We start from the raw sequence: 19,395 nt of genomic DNA, 5'->3' as shown, positions 1-19,395 counted from the left end.
ACGCCGCGACTGTGACATCAATCCAGGCGAATCCATGGCGCAACCCGCGCCAGCCCGCCGTCGGATGCCGCTCAAACCGGGAACAGTCCCTGTGCGGGATGGTCGGCGGTCGCGGAAATCCAGCCGATGACGTATAGGGCGAAAGCCGCCGCGACAAGCCCGTCGACCCGGTCCATGATGCCGCCATGGCCGGGTATTAGCGCGCCGGAGTCCTTACGGCCGTGGCGTCGCTTGACCCATGATTCGAACAGGTCGCCGGCTTGCGCGACGATCGAAAGCACCAGTGCGATCACGCCAAGCACGACAACGTTGCCCGTTCCGGCTATGGCGGCCAGAAGCAGCCCGGCCACCACGCCGCCGATCGCCCCGCCGAGCGCCCCGCTCCGCGTCTTGCCCGGCGAGATCGACGGCGCCAGCCTTGGACCACCGACGGAGCGGCCGACGAAATATGCAAAAATATCGGTCGCCCAAACCACGGCGAACAGAAAGAGGATGGCCAGCAGCCCGGAACGGTCGCCGTCGCGCAAGAAGGCCAGCGACAGGCCGGAAACCGCCGCATAGGCAAGGCCGGATGCTTCCCACGGTCCTGCCTTGCGCATCGACGCCGCGATGGCAGCGACAGCAACCAGAGCCGCGACGAGCGGCAGCAGCAAAGACGCAGGCAGGCCGGCGATGAGGGCACCGATAAAGACCACGATCAGCGCTTCGGGCAGAAAGCCAAGACCTGTCGCAGCATTAACACCTGTCGGGGCAGCTGGACGGCTCATCCGCGTCCACTCGTAGAAGATCACCGCCGCCATGGCAGCGCAAAGCAACCGGAAGGGCAGTCCGCCAAGCCAGGTCAGGCCGAGCGTGACGATGGCAAGCACGACGGCCGAAATGACGCGGAGCTGAAGGTTGCTCATCCCTCAGCCCGAGGCGACGTCTTGGGCGGCAAGTCCGCCGAAGCGGCGCTCGCGGCCGGCGAAATCGCGCAGTGCATCGGACAGGTGCTCGCGACTGAAGTCGGGCCAGTAGCAAGGCAGGAAAACAAGTTCGCTGTAGGCGGCCTGCCATAACAGGAAATTCGACAGCCGAAGCTCGCCGCTGGTGCGGATGACCAGTTCCGGATCCGGGATGCCCTCTGTGTCGAGCGAGTTGGCGAAGGACTCTGCCGTGATCGCTTCGCTGTCGATCTCGCCACGCGCCACCGCCGCGGCGAGTTTGCGCGCTGTGCGGACGATCTCGTCGCGCCCGCCATAATTGAAGGCGATGACCAGCGTCAGCGCCTCGTTGCGGAGAGTGAGCGTTTCGGCTTCCTCGAGCAGGCCTCTTATGTCGGGCTGCAGCCCTGCCCGGTCACCGATGACCCTGATTCGGACGCCGCTCTGGTGCAACTCGGCGAGATCGCGTCGGATGAAAAGCTTCAGCAGGCCCATGAGGTCGCTGACTTCGGATTTCGGCCGTGACCAGTTTTCCGACGAGAAAGCGTAAACGGTCAGGAAGGAGATGCCGAGGTTAGGGGCGGCGCGCACCGTCTTGCGCAGCGCTTCGACGCCGGCGCGGTGACCGGCGAGCCGCGGCAAGCCGCGCGCCTTGGCCCAGCGTCCGTTTCCGTCCATGATGATCGCGACATGCGCGGGCGTTGCCATGTTCTCGCTTCCGGGCCAGCCGTGGCCAGACCCTAGACCTGCATGATTTCCGCTTCCTTGTCGGAAAGCAGGTGGTCGATGGTGCTGATTGTCTCGTCGGTTAGTTTCTGAACCTGGTCGGCCCGTTTGCGGTGGTCGTCCTCGCTGATGTCGCCGTCCTTTTCCGCCTTTTTCAGAAAGTCCATGCCGTCCCGGCGAACGTGACGCACAGCGACGCGGGCATTCTCGGCATAGCCGTGCGAGATCTTGACCAGCTCCTTGCGGCGCTGCTCGTTGAGTTCAGGCAACGGGATCCTGAGATTGGTGCCGTCTACGATAGGATTGAAGCCGAGATTGGATTCACGGATGGCGCGGTCGACGGCACTGACCATCGACTTGTCCCAGACCGAAACCGAGATCATGCGCGGCTCCGGCACCGACACGGTTGCCACCTGGTTGATCGGCATGGCGGTGCCGTAGGCCTGCACCTGGATGGCGTCGAGCAGGCTGCTCGACGCGCGGCCGGTGCGCAGCGAAGCCAGATCATGCTTGAACGCGGCGATCGCCCCGTCCATGCGCCGTTTGAGATCGTCGTATTCGCCACTCATCATCGTCTCCTCGACCCGTTTAGCCCGGGTTCACTGCCTTGAGGGTAAACCCTGTTCGAGCCTCAATCCGCGAACTGGTCCCTCTTTCGGGTTCACGGTCCGGATTAATCGTCGGCGACAACCGTGCAACGGCCGCCGCCACGCAGGATATCACCGAAACCACCCTTCTCGTGGATCGAATAGACGATTATCGGAATGTTGTTTTCGCGCGCAAGTGCAATCGCCGCGGTATCCATGATCGAAAGCCCGCGTTTTATGACGTCGCTATGGCTGATGCGCTCGAAGCGTGTCGCGTTCGGGTCCTTCTTGGGATCAGCCGAATAGACGCCATCGACCTGAGTGCCCTTGAACAAAGCATCGGCGCCGATCTCGGCGGCGCGAAGGGCTGCAGCCGAATCGGTAGTGAAAAACGGGTTGCCGGTGCCACCGGCGAAGATGACGACCTTGCCCTGGTTCATGTAGGCGGTTGCCTGACGCTGCGAAAAACTTTCGCACAGCTCGGGCATGGCGATCGCCGACAACACCACGGCGTCGACGCCGATCTTGTTGAGCGAGGTGCGTAGCGCCAGCGAATTGATGACCGTGGCAAGCATGCCCATATGGTCGCCGGTGACGCGGTCTCCGCCTTTTGATGCAACCGCGACGCCGCGAAAGATGTTGCCGCCGCCGATGACGACACCGACCTCGATGCCCAGTGCGCGGGCCTCGGCAATGTCGGCGGCGATGCGGTCGACCACCGATACGTCGATGCCGAAATGCTGTTCGCCCATCAACGCTTCGCCCGACGCTTTCAGCAAGACACGTCGGTAGAGGGGCTTCACCGTCATCTGGTCCTCGTCATCATGCGTGTGACGCGCTTCGGTGGCGCCCCGAAACACTGGGCGTTCCGATACACGAAGGGCGCCCCGCTGTCCCGCGGCGCCCGAGCCGGAAAGTTGAGATCGTGGACTGGGATAGCCGTCAGCTCACGCCGGCAAAAGTGCCTTGCATGAGCAGATCCGGCAGATAGCTTGCCGGCTTGTCGCCAACCGCCTGCCCACCGGTCAAGCCGCCTTGTATTTCAGGGCCGAAGAACGAATACGGAAAGGGCGTGACCGGCCGGCTCACCGCATCGAGCCGTGCCCGAAGGTCTTCGGGAATGTCGAAATCAAGCGCGCCGAGATTGTCCTTGAGCTGGTCAAGCCTGGTGGAGCCGACGATGACGGACGCAATGCCTGGCCTGTTTGCCGCCCAGTTCAGGGCGACCTGGGCCATGCTGCGGCCGAGCTGGCCGGCAACCCTCTCCAGTTCGGCGACGATTTGCCAGTTGCGGTCGGTGAATTTCTGGAAACCGGGATTGGTCGAACCACGCATTGTCTCCAGCCGGCCACCATCCTTGACGATTGTATCGAAACGGTATTTTCCGCTGAGCAGGCCGCTGGCCAACGGACTCCAGACCATGATTCCAGCGCCATAGCGCGTGCCGAACGGCACGAACTCGTGCTCGATGTTGCGCTCGGCCAGCGAATATTCGAGCTGAAGCGCCGAAACCGGTTCATAGCCGCGATGCTCGGCGATCGCCTGCGCCCGGCTTGCGTACCAGGCCGGCACGTCGGACAGACCGACATGCCGGATCTTTCCGGCGCGCACCAGATCGTCCAGCGTCCGCATCACCTCCTCCGGTGGCGTCAGCCTGTCCCAGGTATGGAGGATGTAGAGGTCGATGTAATCGGTGCCGAGCCGCTTCAGCGAACCGTCTACCGCCCGCAGGATGTTCTTACGGCCGTTGCCGCCGGCATTTGGATTACCCGGTTCGGCGTTGTAGGTGAATTTGGTACTGATCACCGCCTTGTCGCGCAGCCCACGCTCGGCGATGAATTCGCCGAGCCAGGTTTCGGCCGTGCCACCGGTATAGAGATCGGCGGTATCGAAGAAATTGCCACCGGCTTCGACATAGGCATCAACCAAGGCGCGCGCCGTTTCCTTCTCCGCGCCCCAGCCCCATTCCGTGCCGAACGTCATGGTGCCGAGCGCCAGACGAGTGACACGCAGCCCGCTGTTGCCGAGCGTGTAGTAGGACATGGTCATGGATTTTCTCCTGAAATTTGAAAACGGGATTGAGGTCCTTGCCTGGGATATGCAGTCAGGCCTTGGCCAGCGCATCGACCACCACCTGGAACCGACGCGGATCGAAATAGTCGTGGTAGGCGCTGATCAGACCGCTCTCGAAGCGGAAGATCGCGATATTGCTGTTGGTGTATTCAGAGCCGCCAATCAGCATCGCGCGGTTCTTGTACTCAACGACGATCGCGTCCGAATCCGCTGCCGGATAGACGGCTGTCAGCTGGGAGTCGAAGGATTCGAAATTGCCGAAGAGGCCTCGGAAGGCCGCCAGGATCGCGGCCTTACCATCGATGCTGCTTCCAAATCCTGCCGGCGGGTAGAAGACAAGGATTCGGCCATCTTCAGCCCAAAGGTTGCCCCATGCCTCAATGTCCTTGCGGTGCATCAGGTTCAAAGAATTTACGCACTGTCTCGAGATTACGGGTTCGTTCGGACTTGAGGTCGGTCATTGGACGTCTCCTTGGCTGCTCGGCGATTGCCGTGTGATGCAGCCAAAGATGCGTTCTTCTTCCCTATCCGATAAGATTGCATTATCCGAATGGACTATGCGATACCATGCATGAATGGATCGCGATCTGCTTAGCCACCTACCTATAATCGTTGCCGTCGCGCGGCGTGGCGGCTTCGCCTCGGCGGCCGCCGAGCTCGGCATGAGCCCGTCAGCGGTCAGCCATGCGGTGCGGCTGGTGGAGGAGCGAATCGGCCAGCCGTTGTTTGCCCGCACCACACGCAGCGTCTCGCTGACCGAGGCTGGCACCGCCCTCGTCGCTGCGGCGGAGCCGGCGCTGGAAGACATTGCCGACCGGATCGAACGCATCCGCTCTGTCAAAGGCCGGGCAAGCGGACTGCTCAGGATCAACGCGCCGCGTTTGGCGCTGCCTCTGGCGCTGATGCCCATCCTGACGGCGATGGCGGAACGTTACCCTGACGTGACGGTGGAGATCGTCACCGACGAACGTCTGAGCGATATCGTCGGCGAGGGTTTCGACGCCGGCATCCGGCTGGGCGAGATGATCGCCGAGGATATGGTGACGGTGCGGCTGACTCAGCCGTTCCGGACGACCATTGTCGCCTCTCCGGCCTATATCGGCCGCCACGGAAAGCCGCGAACAATTGCTGATCTCTCCACCCGCAACTGCATCGGCTATCGGCTGTTGCGATCACGTGCGCTCTACCGTTGGGATCTGTCAGACCAGGGCAAGGATATCGGCGTCGAGACGCGCGGCAGCGTCGTCGTCAGCGAACCGCTGTCGGCAAAAGACATGGCCCTTGCCGGCATCGGCCTCGCATATCTGTTCGAGCCGCTTGTCAAGCCCGACATCGAGGCAGGCCGGCTGGTCGAAGTCCTTGGCGAGGCATCGATCGAGGAACCGGGACTGTTCCTCTATTTCCCGCGCCGCGCCGCGATGGCCCCGAAGCTCCGCGCCTTTATCGACACCGCGCAAGAAATCGGCCGGGCATCCTCGCGGACACCCGGCCGAAAAAGCCTTTCAAACGAATAGTTTACTTCTTGACCGCTGCCGCGACTTCCGCCGCGAAATCGGTCTCTTCCTTCTCGATGCCCTCACCGAGCGCGAAGCGCAGATAGGCGGCGATTTTGGCCGGCGCGCCGATCTCGCTTTCGGCATCCTTCAGCGCCTTCTCGACGGTGATGTCGGGATTGAGCACGAAAGCCTGCTTGAGCAGTACGACCTCTTCGTAGAACTTGCGCAAACGGCCCTCGACCATCTTCTCGATGATCGCTTCCGGCTTGCCGGACTGGCGCGCCTGGTCGGCGAAGATCGCCTTCTCGCGCTCGACCGCGGCCGGATCGAGCTCTTCGGTGGTCAAGGCCATCGGGTTGGTGGCGGCGACATGCATGGCGACTTGGCGGGCAAAGGCGTTGGCGGCCTGCGCGTTGCCTGTCGTCTCGATGGCGACCAGCACGCCGAGCTTGCCAAGGCCGTCGGCAACCGCATTGTGGACGTAGGTTGCGACAGCGCCGTGCTCGACGGTGAGCTTGGCCGAGCGGCGGAAGCCCAGATTCTCGCCGATGGTGCCGACTGCATCCTTGATGGTCTCGGTGACCGACTTGCCCGAGCCCGGATAGGGAGCAGCGGCAACGGCCTCGGTCTTGCCGCCATAGGCAAGCGCGACCTTCGCGACATTGGCGACGATCTCCTGGAACGCAGCATTGCGCGCAACGAAATCCGTCTCGGAATTGACCTCGACGATCGCTGCCTCGCGGACGCCGGAATCGACGCCGATCAGGCCTTCGGCAGCAGTACGGCCAGCCTTCTTGTCGGCCTTGGAAATGCCCTTCTTGCGCAGCCAGTCGATGGCTTCTTCCATGTTGCCGTTGGTCTCGTTCAACGCCGCCTTGCAGTCCATCATGCCCGCGCCGGTCAAGTCGCGGAGTTCTTTGACCTGTGCAGCCGAAATGCTCATTGTCGCCTCTTTGTCTAAATGCACCGACGCACCATCGAGTTTCGATGATGCGCCTGGTGCCGGTAGCGCTTACCGCGCCAACATATTGGAAAGATGAAGGCCGCAGCCGGCCTTCGCTATTATGCTTCCGGGGTCTGGGTTGCCGGGCTCTCGGCGGCCGGGGTCGGTTCGAGCGCCGGCTCGACCGGAGCCTCGACCGATGCGCCGATGTCGACGCCGAGTGCGCCCTGCTGGCGGGCGATGCCGTCGATCGCAGCCTTGGCAATCAGATCGCAATAGAGCTGGATGGCGCGGGCCGCATCGTCATTGCCGGGGATCGGGAAGTCGATCTTGTCCGGGTCGCAGTTGGAATCGATGATGGCAACGACCGGGATGCCGAGACGCTTGGCCTCGAGGATGGCGATCGCTTCCTTGTTGGTATCGATCACGAACATCAAATCGGGCGTCGAACCCATATCCTTGATGCCGCCCAGCGCCTTGTCGAGCTTCTCACGCTCGCGGTCGAGGTTGAGGCGCTCCTTCTTGGTCAGGCCCTGAGCCTCGCCGGCCAGCATCTCGTCGAGCTTGCGCAGGCGCTGGATGGAATTCGAGATCGTCTTCCAGTTGGTCAGCATGCCGCCGAGCCAGCGCGAGTTAACATAGTACTGAGCCGAGCGCTGCGCGGCATCGGCGACGATGTCGGAGGCCTGGCGCTTGGTGCCGACGAACAGCACGCGGCCGCCCTTGGCAACAGTGTCGGAAACCTGCTTCAGCGCCTGGTGCAGCAAAGGCACCGTCTGCGAGAGGTCGATGATGTGGATGTTGTTGCGGGCGCCGTAGATATAGGGCGCCATTTTCGGATTCCAGCGGTGGGTCTGGTGGCCGAAGTGAATGCCAGCTTCCAATAGCTGGCGCATGCTGAAATCAGGCAGAGCCATTCTTATTTCCTTTCCGGTTAGCCTCCACGGACACAGGCATTTTTTGGACTTGGTCCTCGAACGCCACCGGAGGTTTCCGCCGGATTTCTCCCGGGCAGACACCAAAGTCCGTGTGTGGAATGTGCGCGCATATAGAGGGGATGCGCGACAAACGCAAGCGCTGTGGCGTCTTGCGGCTCAGCGTGCGGCGATCAGCGCACCGGTGCCTATCATGGCGCCGCCGGCAAACCTGTTCATCAGCCGCATGCGCCTTGGCGTCTTGAACCAGCTCGAAGCCCGCCCGGAGAGCGCTGCGTAGAAGCCCATGGTGACGATGTTGACGCAGATCACGACCGCAACCACGAGCAGCCCATCGGCGAAGGTCATCGTATTGAGGTCAAGAATCAGCGGGATGATAGAGGCGTGGAACAGGATCGCCTTGGGATTGCCCAATGCGATGGAGATACCGAGGAAAAACGATCGAGACAGTCTTGCCTGGGTTGCGTGCTGTCCATGCGATCGCGCGGAGGCCGATCGCCACATCCGGATGCCGAGAAACACCAGATAGGCAGCACCCGCATACTTCAGGATTAAAAAAACCCATTCGAAGGCCTGTACCAGCGCCACGAGACCGAGCAGTGCCAAGGTGACCAGCACCGCGTCGCCTGCGGCGATGCCGAGTCCAGCCAGGAAAGCGCGAACGAAGCCAAGCGAGACGCCATTGGCGATAACCGTGAACATCGCCGGACCAGGCGTGGCGGCGGCAAATGTGATCGCGGCGCAGTAAGCCAAAAATGCCGTCAATGTCATCGTCGCATCTTCCCCCTCGGCACGCGCACACGCCGGAAAACAGCGACGATCTCCTCGCGGCTGCACTCGATGGCGCCGAGCCGCACCGCGCGGTCGCGCTCGAACCCGGTTATGTCATAATGCGGCGCCGATGTCTTCGGCGGCCCTTGGTAGGACGAGCGCTTGATGCCGAGCTGCGCGGCGAAGCGATGCAGCTCGTCGGTGTCGTCTGCCAGCAGATGACACCAGCGGTGGCCGACCCATTTCCAGATCGCCGCATCGACATAGACCGCCATGGGGCTTGCCGCACTCCTTCATCTTGCGCCGACCAACACGCCGCTAACGATGATAGAAGGGATTAGCATAGAAAATGAAGCCGCCGCCGGCCTGGAGTTGCGCTATGGTGCTGGTGATGGTCTCCTGCATGCGGTCGTGCAGTTCGACGAGTGCCGCCTCGACGGAGCCTTTATAGGCGTGCAAGCCTAAAGGGTCCGGCACCCGGATATGGGCGCGGCGTGGGCCTGCCGGCTGCGGCACGAAACGGTCGATCGTATCGCGCAGTGTACCCTTGCAATAATCGTTGCGGATCCGCTTCAAGTGTTCGGCGATCTCCTCCTGCGTGATGCGCGGATTGGCTGAAGCCCAGGGCCCGACACGCCGCAAGCGCTGGATCGTATCCGCCAGCGTTCGGACCTGCTTCCGGCTTCCGGTATCATCCGTGTTTTCTCGCAGCCAGCGGCGCGACCGGCGCAAAAGCTCGGCACTGTCGAGCGTGCCGGCGCCGACCGAGACAAGTTCAGCAAGGCGACGGCCGAGTTCCACGAGCAGGTCCTTCTGACGTGCGTCATACGAAACCCGCTCATCGGACCGCAGGCCATATCCAGCCTCATCGCGCGACAGCAATGTCGCATAGATATGATGGACGCGCTCCGGCAGCGAATCGGCGGCATGGCGTTCGATCTTCAGGCTGCGCTCGACGTAGGCGCACTCCTTTGCCAGCGCTGCCTCGACATTCCCCGTGAAAGCGAGCTTCCAGATCACGGGCGCGATCCAAACTTTGAAATCCGGATCCGTCAGGCGGCCGCGCTTCAGCGCTTCGAGCCCCATCTCGACCGCGCCCGGCAGCAGCGGGGCAACGATGTTGGCATGCCAGCCGACGCCGCCTTCGGGATGCAGGAGAACGCCGTGCCCTTTCAGCGCCCAGGCCACCGAATGTTCCTTGGCGGCCCCGCTATTGCCCGGGATTTGGGCGATTAGATTGTTGGCCAGCCAGAATTTCTGCATCAGCCGGCCAAGCCCGTTGACGACGCCGTGCGTGGCCCAGGATGCCGCCAGCGGGCTTACCCGCGAGACGACCTCCTTGTCGATCATCCAGTCGGTAAAGAACTCCGGATGGTTGGGCGTGATGAACGTCGCCTTGCCCGCGCCGCAACAAGCCTTCAACCTTTGCCGGTCGTCCTCCGGAAAATCGATGTGGCGGACATTGGCGACGCCGCGCAGACCGGCCAGACGGTTGAACGGCAACAGGTCGCGAAGCCCCGGAATGCCGTGCAGCATGACAATGCGGTTGACGAATGTCATGGCCTTGATCAGCGTCGCATTGGGCCGCGGCGCCACAAAAACGTCGATCCTGCTCAACCTGCTCCCCCCGCGGCGCTTACCGTCGTAAGACGTTGATATGCAATTGCGGCATGCTCAAGTCGGTGCAACATGCCCGCAAGATCAAGCGCCACTATCGCGGAGAGCAGCCGGCAGCAGCTTGCCGTCGGTTCGAGCCTATTTCGACGGGCAGGTCTTTGGCTGATCGAACAGCGACAGATTGACCAGCTTGCCGGTCATCGAGAACTCGCCATAGTCCATTACGAGACCGCGCGTGATGCCGTTCTCGTGCAGCTTGAAGCTGATCCGGTATTCCGGCACTTCCTCGCCGCCTTTGTCGGTATCGTCGAAATAGGCGATGTCAACCGGCCAGTATTTGTCGCTGGCGAGCTTGGCCAGCGCCGGCACTTCCGGATCAGTCTTGTCGGCATTGGCTTGCTTGCCGACGACGACGGTGGTGGTCATCACCTTGTTGGCATCCTCCGAGCCGTCGAACAGGTTGGTTTCGTAAAAACGCTCGCCCTTTTCCGCCTTGCCGATCATTTCAACCATTTGCTGAGTCGGGAACTGGGTCGCGGCGAGTTCCAGGCTGTTCTTCTCGGGCTTGTCGATTTCGACCTTGAGACCATTGGCCTCCTTCGTTGCCGTCCCCTTGACCTCCTTGTCGAGGTTCTGGTCGACAAAGGACTTGTTGACGAAGGAGAAGGTCTTGCCTTCGGCATCCTCGAAGGTGGTCATCTGCTGGTCGGTCAGCCTAGTATTGTCGTTGGTGACGATCTGGGTGACCAGGCGGAACTTTACCGTGTAGCCCTCGCAAGGCGAGCCATTGAACTCGTAGACCATACGGCCCGATATGCCGGTGATCCCCGAGCGATCCGACGCCTTGTCCAGGGTGATATCATAGACGGCACGGTGCGCCTGCAGCGCCGGCACCGCAAAAGCGGGAGCCGCCCAGGAAGCCGCTGTCAGAAGAACGGCGTTGAATGCGAGGCGCGTTGCGCGCATGGGGTGCTCCGATCATCGCGGCTAATGGCAGGCCGCATGGAAAGATGGTCCAGCTTAAAAAAAGTCGTGGCGGAAGCGAGGCAAAAATAGCAATTTCGGCCCGGCCTGCGCGGCACCTTCAAGCAATAGGGAAATAGCATGAGCGAAACAATCGAAAAGCGGCTAAGCGATCTCGGCGTGACGCTGCCGGCTGCCGCTGCGCCCGCCGCCAACTACGTTCCCTATTGCAGGACCGGCAATCTGCTGTTCACCGCCGGGCAGTTGCCGCTCAAGGAGGGCAAGCTCCAGGCGAGCGGGCTGCTTGGCCGCGATGTCGACACCGCGACCGGAAAGGAAGCCGCAAAATACTGTGCGATCAACATATTGGCGCAGGCCCAGGCGGCACTTGGCGATCTCGACAAGATCCGCCGCCTGGTGAAGATCACCGTCTTCGTCGCCTCGGCACCGGATTTTGTCGAACAGCATCTGGTCGCCAACGGCGCCTCGGATTTTCTCGTCGCCGTGCTCGGCGACCGCGGCAAGCACGCCCGCTCCGCCGTCGGCACCCCCTCCCTGCCGCTTAATGCCGCAGTGGAAATCGAAGCGATCTTCGAAGTCGAATGACCGGGACTGCGACCATGACCGACCTTTCCTGGCTGACTGCCCGGCCCGTCGCCCATCGCGGCCTCCACGACATGAACAAGGCGCGCTGGGAGAACACTCTTTCCGCCTTCGCCGCGGCAGCCGAGCGCGGCTATGCGATCGAGTGCGACGTGCACCTGTCATCCGACGGCGTCCCCGTCATCATCCACGATGGCGATCTGCGGCGGCTGACCGGCGAGGACGGCTTCGTCTGGCAGCGTACGGCTGCTGAGATCACGGCGCTGAAGGTCGGCGGCACCGCCGACCATTTGCCGACGCTGCAGCAGGCGCTTAATCTGGTCGACGGGCGTGTGCCGATGGTTGTCGAACTGAAAGGCGCTGCCGGACACGACGAAGGCCTGGTCGAAGGCGTCGGCAAGATGCTCAAGCGCTATAAGGGCAAGACCGCGATCATGTCGTTCGACCATTGGCTGATCCGCGAGTTCCCGAAACATGCACCCGGCATACCCGGCGGGTTGACCGCCTACGGCAACGACAACCATCTGATCGAGGCGCATTTCGCCATGCTGGCGCATGACATCGCCTTTATCTCCTACGCCGCCGGCGACCTGCCGAACCGGTTCGTGTCGTTCGTACGTGAAAGGCTCGGCATGCCGGTGATCACCTGGACAGTGCATGACCAACCTGCCGTCGACCTGACCTTCAAATATGCCGACCAGATGACGTTCGAAGGATTCGAGCCCGATCTTGTGCGGCTTGCTTGAACGGGCTTGTACGGGTTCGCAGCGAGCTTAAGTAAGCCACATGGATCAAGGGGACGACTGCGACAGACAAACGGCGAATGCGGAGCTGTCGATCCGCATCGCCGCGGGCATCGGCGCCTTCACCAGCGCGGAATGGGACAGCCTTGCTGGCACTACGCGGGGCGAGGCAGAAAACGCCTACAACCCGCTTGTTTCATTCGCTTTTTTGAGCGCGCTAGAAGATTCCGGCTGCGCCGTTCGACGCACCGGCTGGCAGGGTCATCATCTCAGGCTGGAAACCGCGCAAGGCAAGCTGCTCGGTGCGGTCCCCTGCTATCTGAAGTCGCACAGCCAGGGCGAATATGTCTTCGACCATGGCTGGTCGGACGCATTCGAACGCGCCGGCGGGCGCTACTATCCGAAGCTGCAATGCGCGGTGCCGTTCACACCCGTCACCGGCCCTCGCCTGCTGGTCGGCAAGCGCGAGGACAGCCCCACCGTCAAGGCCGGCCTTGCGGCCGGCCTAAAGGCGGTGACGGATAAGCTCGGCGTGTCTTCCGCGCATGTCACCTTCGCGCCGGAGGATGATGTCCAGATCTTGGCGGCAGCCGGCTTCCTGCATCGCACCGACCAGCAGTTTCACTTCTTCAACGAAGGCTTTTCGAGCTACGACGATTTTCTCTCGACGTTGGCCTCGCGCAAGCGCAAGGCGATGAAAAAGGAGCGGCGTGAGGCGCTCGCCGACGGCATCTCGATCGACTGGCTGACCGGCAAGGATCTGACCGAAAAAGCCTGGGACGACTTTTACGCGTTCTACATGGATACCGGCAGCAGGAAATGGGGCCGGCCCTACCTCAACCGCGATTTCTTCTCCTTGATCGGCGAGCGCATGGCCGACGACATCCTGCTGGTGATGGCCAAACGCAACGGGCGCTACATAGCCGGCGCCATCAACTTCCTCGGTTCAGACGCGCTCTACGGCCGCAATTGGGGCTGCATCGAGGACCACCCGTTCCTGCATTTCGAGGTCTGCTACCATCAGGCGATCGATTTCGCCATCTCGCGAAAGCTGAAGGTGGTTGAAGCCGGTGCGCAGGGCGAGCACAAGCTGGCGCGCGGCTACCGGCCGGTGACGATGCATTCGGCGCACTACATCGCCCATCCAGGTCTGCGCAATGCAGTGGCCGACTACCTCCAGCGCGAGCGGCGCGAAGTCGAGCGGATGAGCGAATATCTGGAAGAGCACACCCCGTTCCGCAAGGACATGGCGGAGTAGCAAAACCCGCCCGATCGCTCAACCACGTTCGAGCCTGCATGGCCGATGTCGACCGATCGTCTTGCCCGCCCGCAACAGCTTCGCTACACGAGACCGCGAGCCAAGAACCGGAGCGTGCGCCATGGCCGAAGCAACCTACGACAGCAGCAACATTTTCGCAAAAATCCTGCGCGGAGAAATCCCTTCGCACCGCGTCTACGAGGATGATGCGGTCATCGTCTTCATGGATGTGATGCCGCAAGGACCGGGTCACACGCTGGTCGTGCCGAAAGCGCCGTCGCGCAACCTGCTCGACGCGGATCCGGCGGTGCTTGGCCCCCTCTTCGCTCACGTGCAGAAAGTTGCGCGGGCAGTAAAGAAGGCCTTCGATGCCGATGGCGTCACGGTCATGCAGTTCAACGAACCAGCTTCGGGCCAGACCGTCTACCACCTCCATGTCCATGTCATTCCGCGCTTCGAAGGCATCCCCTTGAAGCCGCACAGCGGACAGATGGAACAGCCTGAAGTCCTGGCTGAGAACGCCGGCAAGATACGGACGGCGCTGGCAAACTGAATCGGGGCGAAGCCGCTCGGCCGACACTCGACCACAAGCTTCATGAAAAAAGCCCCGTTGCCGGGGCTTTTTTACTTGCAGGATTGTCAGTTCTTACGCGGCAGTTGCGGCACCAGGCTGCGCTTGCCGCCATCCTTGCCCTTCGGCTCCGACTTCTGCGCCACTGCCTTTTTCGCGGCGGGCTTTTTCGCCCCCGCCTTCTTGGTTTTCGGCACGTCGTCCGGCTCTTCCTTCTTCGGTTTCACCGGCGCCTCGTCGGCGAGCGATTCGAGCTTCAGGCCGGTCTCGCCGGTTTCCTTCTTCTCGACGGTGACACGCACCGTGCCGCCCTTCTTGAGCTTGCCGAACAGCACCTCGTCGGCCAGCGGCTTCTTGATGTGCTCCTGAATGACACGGCCAAGCGGCCGCGCACCCATGCGCTCGTCATAGCCCTTGTCGGCCAGCCAGGCGATTGCATCCTGCGACAGGTCGAAGGTCACGCCGCGTTCGGAAAGCTGCGCTTCCAGCTGCATGACGAACTTCTGCACCACCTGATGGATGACCGGCACCGGCAGCGAGCCGAACGGAATGATCGCATCGAGACGGTTGCGGAACTCCGGCGTGAACAGCCGGTTGATCGCTTCGACATCGTCGCCTTCGCGTTTGGTCGAACCGAAACCGATCGCCGCGCGCTGCGCGTCGGATGCGCCCGCATTGGTGGTCATGATCAGGATGACGTTGCGGAAGTCGATCTGCTTGCCGTTATGGTCGGTCAGCTTGCCGTGATCCATGACCTGCAACAGGATGTTGAACAGGTCCGGATGAGCCTTCTCGACTTCGTCCAGCAACAGCACGCAATGCGGATGCTGGTCGACGCCGTCGGTCAGAAGGCCGCCCTGGTCGAAGCCGACATAGCCGGGAGGCGCGCCGATCAGCCGCGAAACGGTGTGGCGTTCCATATATTCCGACATGTCGAAGCGGATCAGCTCCACGCCGAGCGAGGCGGCGAGCTGCTTGGCCACTTCCGTCTTGCCGACACCGGTCGGACCGGAGAACAGGTACGAGCCGATCGGCTTTTCCGGTTCCCGCAGGCCGGCCCGCGCCAGCTTGATGGCCGAAGTCAGCGCGGTGATCGCGGTGTCCTGGCCATAGACGACGCGCTTCAACTCGATGTCGAGACCTTGCAGCACCTTCTCGTCGTCGGCGGAAACCGTCTTCGGCGGGATGCGCGCCATCGTGGCGATCGTCGCTTCGATCTCCTTGATGCCGATGGTCTTCTTGCGCTTGGCTTCGGGCACCAGCATCTGCGAGGCGCCGGTCTCGTCGATCACGTCGATCGCCTTGTCCGGCAGCTTGCGGTCGTTGATGTAACGGGCCGAGAGCTCGACCGAAGCCTTGATCGCTTCACTCGTGTAGCGAACCTTGTGGAACTCCTCGAAATAGGGCTTCAGTCCCTTCATGATCTCGATGGCGTCCTCGACGGTCGGCTCGTTGACGTCGATCTTCTGGAATCGCCGCACCAGCGCGCGGTCCTTCTCGAAGAACTGCCGGAACTCCTTGTAGGTGGTCGAGCCGATGCAGCGGATCGCGCCGGACGACAGCGCCGGCTTCAACAGGTTCGACGCATCCATGGCGCCGCCAGAGGTGGCTCCTGCCCCGATCACGGTGTGGATCTCATCGATGAACAGCACGGCTCCGGGATAGTCCTCGAGCTCCTTGACGACCTGCTTCAGCCGCTCCTCGAAATCGCCGCGATAACGGGTGCCGGCCAGCAGCGTGCCCATGTCGAGCGCGAAGATGGTGGCATTGTGCAGCACTTCGGGAACGTCGCCCTCGACGATGCGCTTGGCGAGGCCTTCGGCGATCGCCGTCTTGCCGACGCCGGGATCGCCGACATAGAGCGGGTTGTTCTTGGACCGGCGGCACAGCACCTGGATAGTCCGGTTGATCTCGCTCTCGCGACCGATCAGCGGATCGATCTTGCCAGCCTTGGCCTTGTTGTTCAGGTTGACGCAATAGGCAGTCAGCGCGTCCTGCTGCTGCTTCTTCTTGCCGCCTTCTTCTTGCGGCTCAGCTCCGCCCTGGCTGCCTTGCTCGTCGTCGGCGCCGCGCGGCGTCCGCGTCTCTGAAGCGCCTGGGCGCTTGGCAATGCCATGCGAGATGTAGTTGACCGCGTCGTAGCGGGTCATCTGCTGTTCCTGCAGGAAATAAGCGGCGTGGCTCTCGCGCTCGGCGAAGATGGCGACGAGCACGTTGGCGCCGGACACCTCCTCGCGGCCTGACGACTGCACATGGATCACCGCGCGCTGGATGACGCGCTGAAAACCGGCCGTCGGCTTGGAATCTTCATCGTAGCCGGTGACGAGATTGTCGAGCTCGGTGTCGATATAGGTGAGAACCGTATGCTTCAACTCGTCGAGATCGACGTTGCAGGCACGCATGACTGCGGCCGCCTCGGTGTCGTCGATCAGGGCGAGCAGCAAATGTTCAAGGGTTGCATATTCATGGTGCCGCTCATTGGCGAGCGTCAGCGCTTGGTGAAGCGCCTTTTCCAGGCCTTGGGAGAAAGCCGGCATGTTACCTCACTTCTTCTCCATCACGCATTGCAGCGGATGCTGATTCTGTCGGGCGAAATCCATGACCTGAGACACTTTGGTCTCGGCCACCTCGAATGTATAGACCCCGCACTCGCCCACCCCATGATTGTGAACATGAAGCATTATGCGTGTGGCGGCTTCGCGATCCTTCTGGAAAAAACGCTCCAGCACGTGAACCACGAACTCCATGGGTGTGTAGTCGTCGTTAAGGATGAGGACCCGATACAGACTGGGCTTCTTGGTCTTGGTTTTTGTGCGCGTGATGACGGCCGTGCCGCGACCGGCCTCATTGCCGTTGCTGCCGTTCTGCATTCGCACCACGTAGCTCGTGGCAGTCAAACCTGTAGTCACGTAGTCCTGCCTCTTTCGAATCCTCATGCATGCTCGACATGTAGGTGCTCGATGGACGATTTTAAGCCCTTCTGTTTAGCTGACAATATGGCTAGGTGGCCAAACTTGACCGATTTTTCAAATCGTGAAGACCGCAAGGACCCCGATTTCGAACTGGCATGAAAAAACCCGGCCGCGCGTTCGCGACCGGGTCTGTCTTTTGAGGCCCAGGGGCCGGCTTGGAACGTTCGTCGAATTTACTTCGCCTTGGCGACAATCGATTCGAACGGCTTGTAGGCTTCCTTGGCGAGTTCGGCATAGAGATCGCCAAGCTTGGTGGCCTCGGTGACGAAGCTCTCATAGGACTGCTTGGCGTAGTCGGACTGGATTTCGATCGCCTTATCCAGCGACTTGGCGGAGAAGAGCTTCTCGACAACGGCGCTGCCGGCCTCAAAACTTTTCTTGGTGTACTCGCCCGCCTCGGTGGCGATGGCCTGCGCACCCTTGGACAGCGATGCAAAGCTCTTCAATCCGGTGTCGGCAAATTCCTTGCCGTATTTGCTGAAATCTTCATAGGTCTGGGTCATTTCACGCATTCCCTTGAACGGTTGCCTTTGGACGATGGACGCGCCTTGTCCGGGCCGCGTTGTGCAATGCGTGTAAATATATTGTGCAGTGCACAAAAAGTCAAGATTTCCGCGGCAATGCGCATCGTGAGCCGCCGGCAATCGCTAAGATTCGAATAAAGAGAGGCTCAATCCCGCAGAAAATGGTGAACGCGGCGGTTACCATAAACGGATTGGTAACGCTGCCCGCGTTAGCGTGGCCCGAGGTGAGGCAGGACCCTTTGCCGCCTCCAAGGCAACGGAAATTCAAAGGAACTATCAGTGCGTAAGGCGTTGTCGGGCTTCGTTTCCAAATCCGCGTCCCCCCTCAAAACGATCATGATTCTCGCTATGGCGATGAGCTTCGTCGTCGCGGACGCGGCTTCATCCATGGCGGCCAAGTCGGCGGCCATCGTCATCGATGCCAAGTCCGGCAAGGTGCTTTATTCATCGGATGCCGATGGCCGGCGCTATCCGGCCTCGCTTACCAAGATGATGACGCTCTATCTGACGTTCGAGGCATTGGCGAAGGGCAGGATCAGCAGGAATTCTCCGGTCGTGTTCTCGGCCAATGCCGCTGCCGAACCGCCAACAAAGCTCGGCGTCAAGCGGGGCGGCTCGGTCACGGTCGAGACCGCCATCCTGTCGATGGTGACCAAATCGGCAAACGATTCCGCAACTGCGCTTGGCGAGATGCTCGGCGGCAATGAGGCCAATTTCGCCCGCATGATGACCGCCAAGGCGCGGGCGCTGGGCATGCGGGGAACCGTTTTCCGCAACGCCAACGGCTTGCCTGATCCCGGGCAGTTCACGACGGCGCGCGACATGGCGCTGCTCGGTATCGCCCTGAGAGAGCATTTTCCACAATATTACGGCTATTTCTCGCAGCGCTCCTTTCTTTACGGGCGACAGCGCATCAACGGCCATAACCGTCTGCTCGGACGCATCAAGGGCGTCGACGGCATCAAGACCGGTTATACCCGCGCCTCCGGCTATAACCTGGTCTCCTCGGTATCGGATGGCGACCGGCGCATCGTAGCGGTGGTCATGGGCGGCAGGTCCGGCGGCAGCCGCGACAGCCAGATGGCCGGGTTGATCAATGCCTACATGCCGAAGGCGTCGTCGCGCGGCGGCGGCATGCTGATTGCCAAAGCCGGTGGCGGCAATCCGATTTCAGCCCTGGCCAAGGTGCTTCTGCCGAAGCATGACGCGCCGACGCCGGATAGTAAGCCGGACGACGATGCCGTTGCCTCCCTCGTCGAGGAAAATGCTCCCGTCGTTGAAGAAACCACTCCGGTCGTTCAGACCAGAAAGGTCAAGACGGCGGCCGTGGCGACAGCGGACGATGTGGCGACGGCCCGGGTCGCCGCAGCCTATGCCGAACCGGCTGCAGAGGTCGATCCGGTCAGCACGGCGTCGGTGCCATCCGGCTGGGCAATACAGGTCGCCTCTTCGCCAAAGCAATCCGAAGCAAAGGCTTTCCTCGACAAGGCGACGAAGCAGGTGCCCTCCGTTCTGGCCGATGCCTCCGGTTTCACCGTCGCCTTCGACAAAGACGGCGTCACCTATTACCGCGCCCGGTTCGGTGGTTTTGGTTCGAAGACCGCCGCCTGGAGGGCTTGTAACGCTTTGAAAAAGAAGAAGATCGAGTGCTACGCCGTCCAGCAGTAAGGGCGCGAAACGATATCTTTCC

At 61.7% G+C, this 19,395-nt stretch carries 21 protein-coding genes; 6 read left to right on the top strand and 15 right to left on the bottom strand.

What is annotated here, in order from left to right; genetic code table 11:
• Positions 1 to 71: 71 nt before the first annotated feature.
• From NKH05_RS06200 to NKH05_RS06175, 6 genes are all read right to left on the bottom strand, one after another.
• Positions 72 to 905 carry a phosphatidate cytidylyltransferase gene (locus NKH05_RS06200; protein WP_352858263.1) on the bottom strand — a complete coding sequence of 278 codons (834 nt, stop codon included), beginning with the start codon at positions 903 to 905 and terminating at the stop codon, positions 72 to 74.
• A gap of 3 nt (positions 906 to 908) precedes the next feature.
• Entirely contained in the window at positions 909 to 1,631 is a 723-nt protein-coding gene (locus NKH05_RS06195) for an isoprenyl transferase (protein ID WP_023717727.1), read from the bottom strand.
• A gap of 32 nt (positions 1,632 to 1,663) precedes the next feature.
• Positions 1,664 to 2,218, bottom strand: a complete 555-nt coding sequence (frr, locus tag NKH05_RS06190; RefSeq protein ID WP_084642476.1) for a ribosome recycling factor — start codon at positions 2,216 to 2,218, stop codon at positions 1,664 to 1,666.
• Positions 2,219 to 2,322: 104 nt separating this feature from the next.
• A complete protein-coding gene (gene pyrH, locus NKH05_RS06185) occupies positions 2,323 to 3,045 on the bottom strand; it encodes a UMP kinase (protein ID WP_023717729.1) in 723 nt (240 codons plus the stop codon).
• Between the two features lie 133 nt (positions 3,046 to 3,178).
• Positions 3,179 to 4,285 carry an aldo/keto reductase gene (locus NKH05_RS06180; protein ID WP_352844083.1) on the bottom strand — a complete coding sequence of 369 codons (1,107 nt, stop codon included), beginning with the start codon at positions 4,283 to 4,285 and terminating at the stop codon, positions 3,179 to 3,181.
• A 55-nt stretch (positions 4,286 to 4,340) separates the two neighbouring features.
• Positions 4,341 to 4,706: a nuclear transport factor 2 family protein gene (locus NKH05_RS06175; protein WP_352855423.1), complete on the bottom strand. Its 366-nt coding sequence runs from the start codon at positions 4,704 to 4,706 to the stop codon at positions 4,341 to 4,343.
• A gap of 178 nt (positions 4,707 to 4,884) precedes the next feature.
• Between NKH05_RS06175 and NKH05_RS06170 the strand changes: the two genes are divergently transcribed.
• A complete protein-coding gene (locus NKH05_RS06170; protein WP_023717732.1) occupies positions 4,885 to 5,823 on the top strand; it encodes a LysR family transcriptional regulator in 939 nt (312 codons plus the stop codon).
• Position 5,824: 1 nt separating this feature from the next.
• Here NKH05_RS06170 and tsf read toward each other — a convergent pair whose 3' ends face one another.
• The 6 genes from tsf to NKH05_RS06140 all read right to left on the bottom strand — a co-directional run bounded on the left by tsf (position 5,825) and on the right by NKH05_RS06140 (position 11,037).
• Entirely contained in the window at positions 5,825 to 6,748 is a 924-nt protein-coding gene (gene tsf / locus NKH05_RS06165; RefSeq protein WP_023717733.1) for a translation elongation factor Ts, read from the bottom strand.
• A gap of 119 nt (positions 6,749 to 6,867) precedes the next feature.
• A complete protein-coding gene (gene rpsB / locus NKH05_RS06160; protein ID WP_023717734.1) occupies positions 6,868 to 7,665 on the bottom strand; it encodes a 30S ribosomal protein S2 in 798 nt (265 codons plus the stop codon).
• Between the two features lie 177 nt (positions 7,666 to 7,842).
• Positions 7,843 to 8,454, bottom strand: a complete 612-nt coding sequence (locus NKH05_RS06155; RefSeq protein ID WP_352855340.1) for a LysE family translocator — start codon at positions 8,452 to 8,454, stop codon at positions 7,843 to 7,845.
• The gene (locus NKH05_RS06150) at positions 8,451 to 8,729 is read right to left on the bottom strand and encodes a DUF4031 domain-containing protein (RefSeq protein ID WP_023717736.1); all 279 of its coding nucleotides are present in this window, start codon (positions 8,727 to 8,729) and stop codon (positions 8,451 to 8,453) included. Before NKH05_RS06150 ends, NKH05_RS06155 begins: the two co-directional genes overlap by 4 nt.
• Positions 8,730 to 8,772: 43 nt before the next feature.
• The gene (locus NKH05_RS06145) at positions 8,773 to 10,071 is read right to left on the bottom strand and encodes a lysophospholipid acyltransferase family protein (protein WP_352855342.1); all 1,299 of its coding nucleotides are present in this window, start codon (positions 10,069 to 10,071) and stop codon (positions 8,773 to 8,775) included.
• Positions 10,072 to 10,209: 138 nt separating this feature from the next.
• Complete coding sequence (locus NKH05_RS06140) at positions 10,210 to 11,037, bottom strand: cell envelope integrity EipB family protein (RefSeq protein ID WP_023717738.1); 828 nt, start codon at positions 11,035 to 11,037, stop codon at positions 10,210 to 10,212.
• Between the two features lie 138 nt (positions 11,038 to 11,175).
• Between NKH05_RS06140 and NKH05_RS06135 the strand changes: the two genes are divergently transcribed.
• From NKH05_RS06135 to NKH05_RS06120, 4 genes are all read left to right on the top strand, one after another.
• The gene (locus NKH05_RS06135; protein WP_023717739.1) at positions 11,176 to 11,640 is read left to right on the top strand and encodes a RidA family protein; all 465 of its coding nucleotides are present in this window, start codon (positions 11,176 to 11,178) and stop codon (positions 11,638 to 11,640) included.
• A gap of 14 nt (positions 11,641 to 11,654) precedes the next feature.
• Positions 11,655 to 12,383 (top strand): glycerophosphodiester phosphodiesterase, encoded by a 729-nt coding sequence (locus NKH05_RS06130; RefSeq protein WP_023717740.1) that lies wholly within the window; start codon positions 11,655 to 11,657, stop codon positions 12,381 to 12,383.
• A 40-nt stretch (positions 12,384 to 12,423) separates the two neighbouring features.
• Complete coding sequence (locus tag NKH05_RS06125; RefSeq protein ID WP_352482289.1) at positions 12,424 to 13,638, top strand: GNAT family N-acetyltransferase; 1,215 nt, start codon at positions 12,424 to 12,426, stop codon at positions 13,636 to 13,638.
• A gap of 121 nt (positions 13,639 to 13,759) precedes the next feature.
• The gene (locus tag NKH05_RS06120; RefSeq protein WP_352482287.1) at positions 13,760 to 14,191 is read left to right on the top strand and encodes an HIT family protein; all 432 of its coding nucleotides are present in this window, start codon (positions 13,760 to 13,762) and stop codon (positions 14,189 to 14,191) included.
• Positions 14,192 to 14,277: 86 nt separating this feature from the next.
• On the opposite strand, the gene clpA is transcribed toward NKH05_RS06120, so the two are convergent.
• The 3 genes from clpA to NKH05_RS06105 form a co-directional block, all read right to left on the bottom strand.
• A complete protein-coding gene (gene clpA / locus NKH05_RS06115) occupies positions 14,278 to 16,746 on the bottom strand; it encodes an ATP-dependent Clp protease ATP-binding subunit ClpA (RefSeq protein WP_352482285.1) in 2,469 nt (822 codons plus the stop codon).
• A gap of 6 nt (positions 16,747 to 16,752) precedes the next feature.
• Entirely contained in the window at positions 16,753 to 17,079 is a 327-nt protein-coding gene (clpS, locus tag NKH05_RS06110) for an ATP-dependent Clp protease adapter ClpS (RefSeq protein ID WP_023717744.1), read from the bottom strand.
• Positions 17,080 to 17,354: 275 nt separating this feature from the next.
• The gene (locus NKH05_RS06105; RefSeq protein WP_023717745.1) at positions 17,355 to 17,684 is read right to left on the bottom strand and encodes a phasin family protein; all 330 of its coding nucleotides are present in this window, start codon (positions 17,682 to 17,684) and stop codon (positions 17,355 to 17,357) included.
• Positions 17,685 to 17,984: 300 nt separating this feature from the next.
• Here NKH05_RS06105 and NKH05_RS06100 point away from each other — a divergent pair, with 300 nt between their 5' ends.
• On the top strand, positions 17,985 to 19,373 hold the full coding sequence (locus tag NKH05_RS06100; RefSeq protein ID WP_023717746.1) for a D-alanyl-D-alanine carboxypeptidase: 1,389 nt from the start codon (positions 17,985 to 17,987) through the stop codon (positions 19,371 to 19,373).
• The last annotated feature ends 22 nt before the right edge of the window (positions 19,374 to 19,395 follow it).

The organism is Mesorhizobium sp. M1399, assembly GCF_040317735.1.
Taxonomy (GTDB): Bacteria; Pseudomonadota; Alphaproteobacteria; order Rhizobiales; family Rhizobiaceae; genus Mesorhizobium.
This window is presented reverse-complemented; position numbering and strand designations above follow the sequence as displayed.

What these genes read in the sequence shown, in the direction of transcription:
- NKH05_RS06200 (WP_352858263.1), bottom strand. Translation starts at nt 905, where the DNA reads ATGAGCAACCTTCAGCTCCGCGTCATTTCGGCCGTCGTGCTTGCCATC.
- NKH05_RS06195 (WP_023717727.1), bottom strand. Translation starts at nt 1,631, where the DNA reads ATGGCAACGCCCGCGCATGTCGCGATCATCATGGACGGAAACGGACGC.
- frr (WP_084642476.1), bottom strand. Translation starts at nt 2,218, where the DNA reads ATGAGTGGCGAATACGACGATCTCAAACGGCGCATGGACGGGGCGATC.
- pyrH (WP_023717729.1), bottom strand. Translation starts at nt 3,045, where the DNA reads ATGACGGTGAAGCCCCTCTACCGACGTGTCTTGCTGAAAGCGTCGGGC.
- NKH05_RS06180 (WP_352844083.1), bottom strand. Translation starts at nt 4,285, where the DNA reads ATGACCATGTCCTACTACACGCTCGGCAACAGCGGGCTGCGTGTCACT.
- NKH05_RS06175 (WP_352855423.1), bottom strand. Translation starts at nt 4,706, where the DNA reads ATGCACCGCAAGGACATTGAGGCATGGGGCAACCTTTGGGCTGAAGAT.
- NKH05_RS06170 (WP_023717732.1), top strand. Translation starts at nt 4,885, where the DNA reads ATGGATCGCGATCTGCTTAGCCACCTACCTATAATCGTTGCCGTCGCG.
- tsf (WP_023717733.1), bottom strand. Translation starts at nt 6,748, where the DNA reads ATGAGCATTTCGGCTGCACAGGTCAAAGAACTCCGCGACTTGACCGGC.
- rpsB (WP_023717734.1), bottom strand. Translation starts at nt 7,665, where the DNA reads ATGGCTCTGCCTGATTTCAGCATGCGCCAGCTATTGGAAGCTGGCATT.
- NKH05_RS06155 (WP_352855340.1), bottom strand. Translation starts at nt 8,454, where the DNA reads ATGACATTGACGGCATTTTTGGCTTACTGCGCCGCGATCACATTTGCC.
- NKH05_RS06150 (WP_023717736.1), bottom strand. Translation starts at nt 8,729, where the DNA reads ATGGCGGTCTATGTCGATGCGGCGATCTGGAAATGGGTCGGCCACCGC.
- NKH05_RS06140 (WP_023717738.1), bottom strand. Translation starts at nt 11,037, where the DNA reads ATGCGCGCAACGCGCCTCGCATTCAACGCCGTTCTTCTGACAGCGGCT.
- NKH05_RS06135 (WP_023717739.1), top strand. Translation starts at nt 11,176, where the DNA reads ATGAGCGAAACAATCGAAAAGCGGCTAAGCGATCTCGGCGTGACGCTG.
- NKH05_RS06130 (WP_023717740.1), top strand. Translation starts at nt 11,655, where the DNA reads ATGACCGACCTTTCCTGGCTGACTGCCCGGCCCGTCGCCCATCGCGGC.
- NKH05_RS06125 (WP_352482289.1), top strand. Translation starts at nt 12,424, where the DNA reads ATGGATCAAGGGGACGACTGCGACAGACAAACGGCGAATGCGGAGCTG.
- NKH05_RS06120 (WP_352482287.1), top strand. Translation starts at nt 13,760, where the DNA reads ATGGCCGAAGCAACCTACGACAGCAGCAACATTTTCGCAAAAATCCTG.
- clpA (WP_352482285.1), bottom strand. Translation starts at nt 16,746, where the DNA reads ATGCCGGCTTTCTCCCAAGGCCTGGAAAAGGCGCTTCACCAAGCGCTG.
- clpS (WP_023717744.1), bottom strand. Translation starts at nt 17,079, where the DNA reads ATGCAGAACGGCAGCAACGGCAATGAGGCCGGTCGCGGCACGGCCGTC.
- NKH05_RS06105 (WP_023717745.1), bottom strand. Translation starts at nt 17,684, where the DNA reads ATGACCCAGACCTATGAAGATTTCAGCAAATACGGCAAGGAATTTGCC.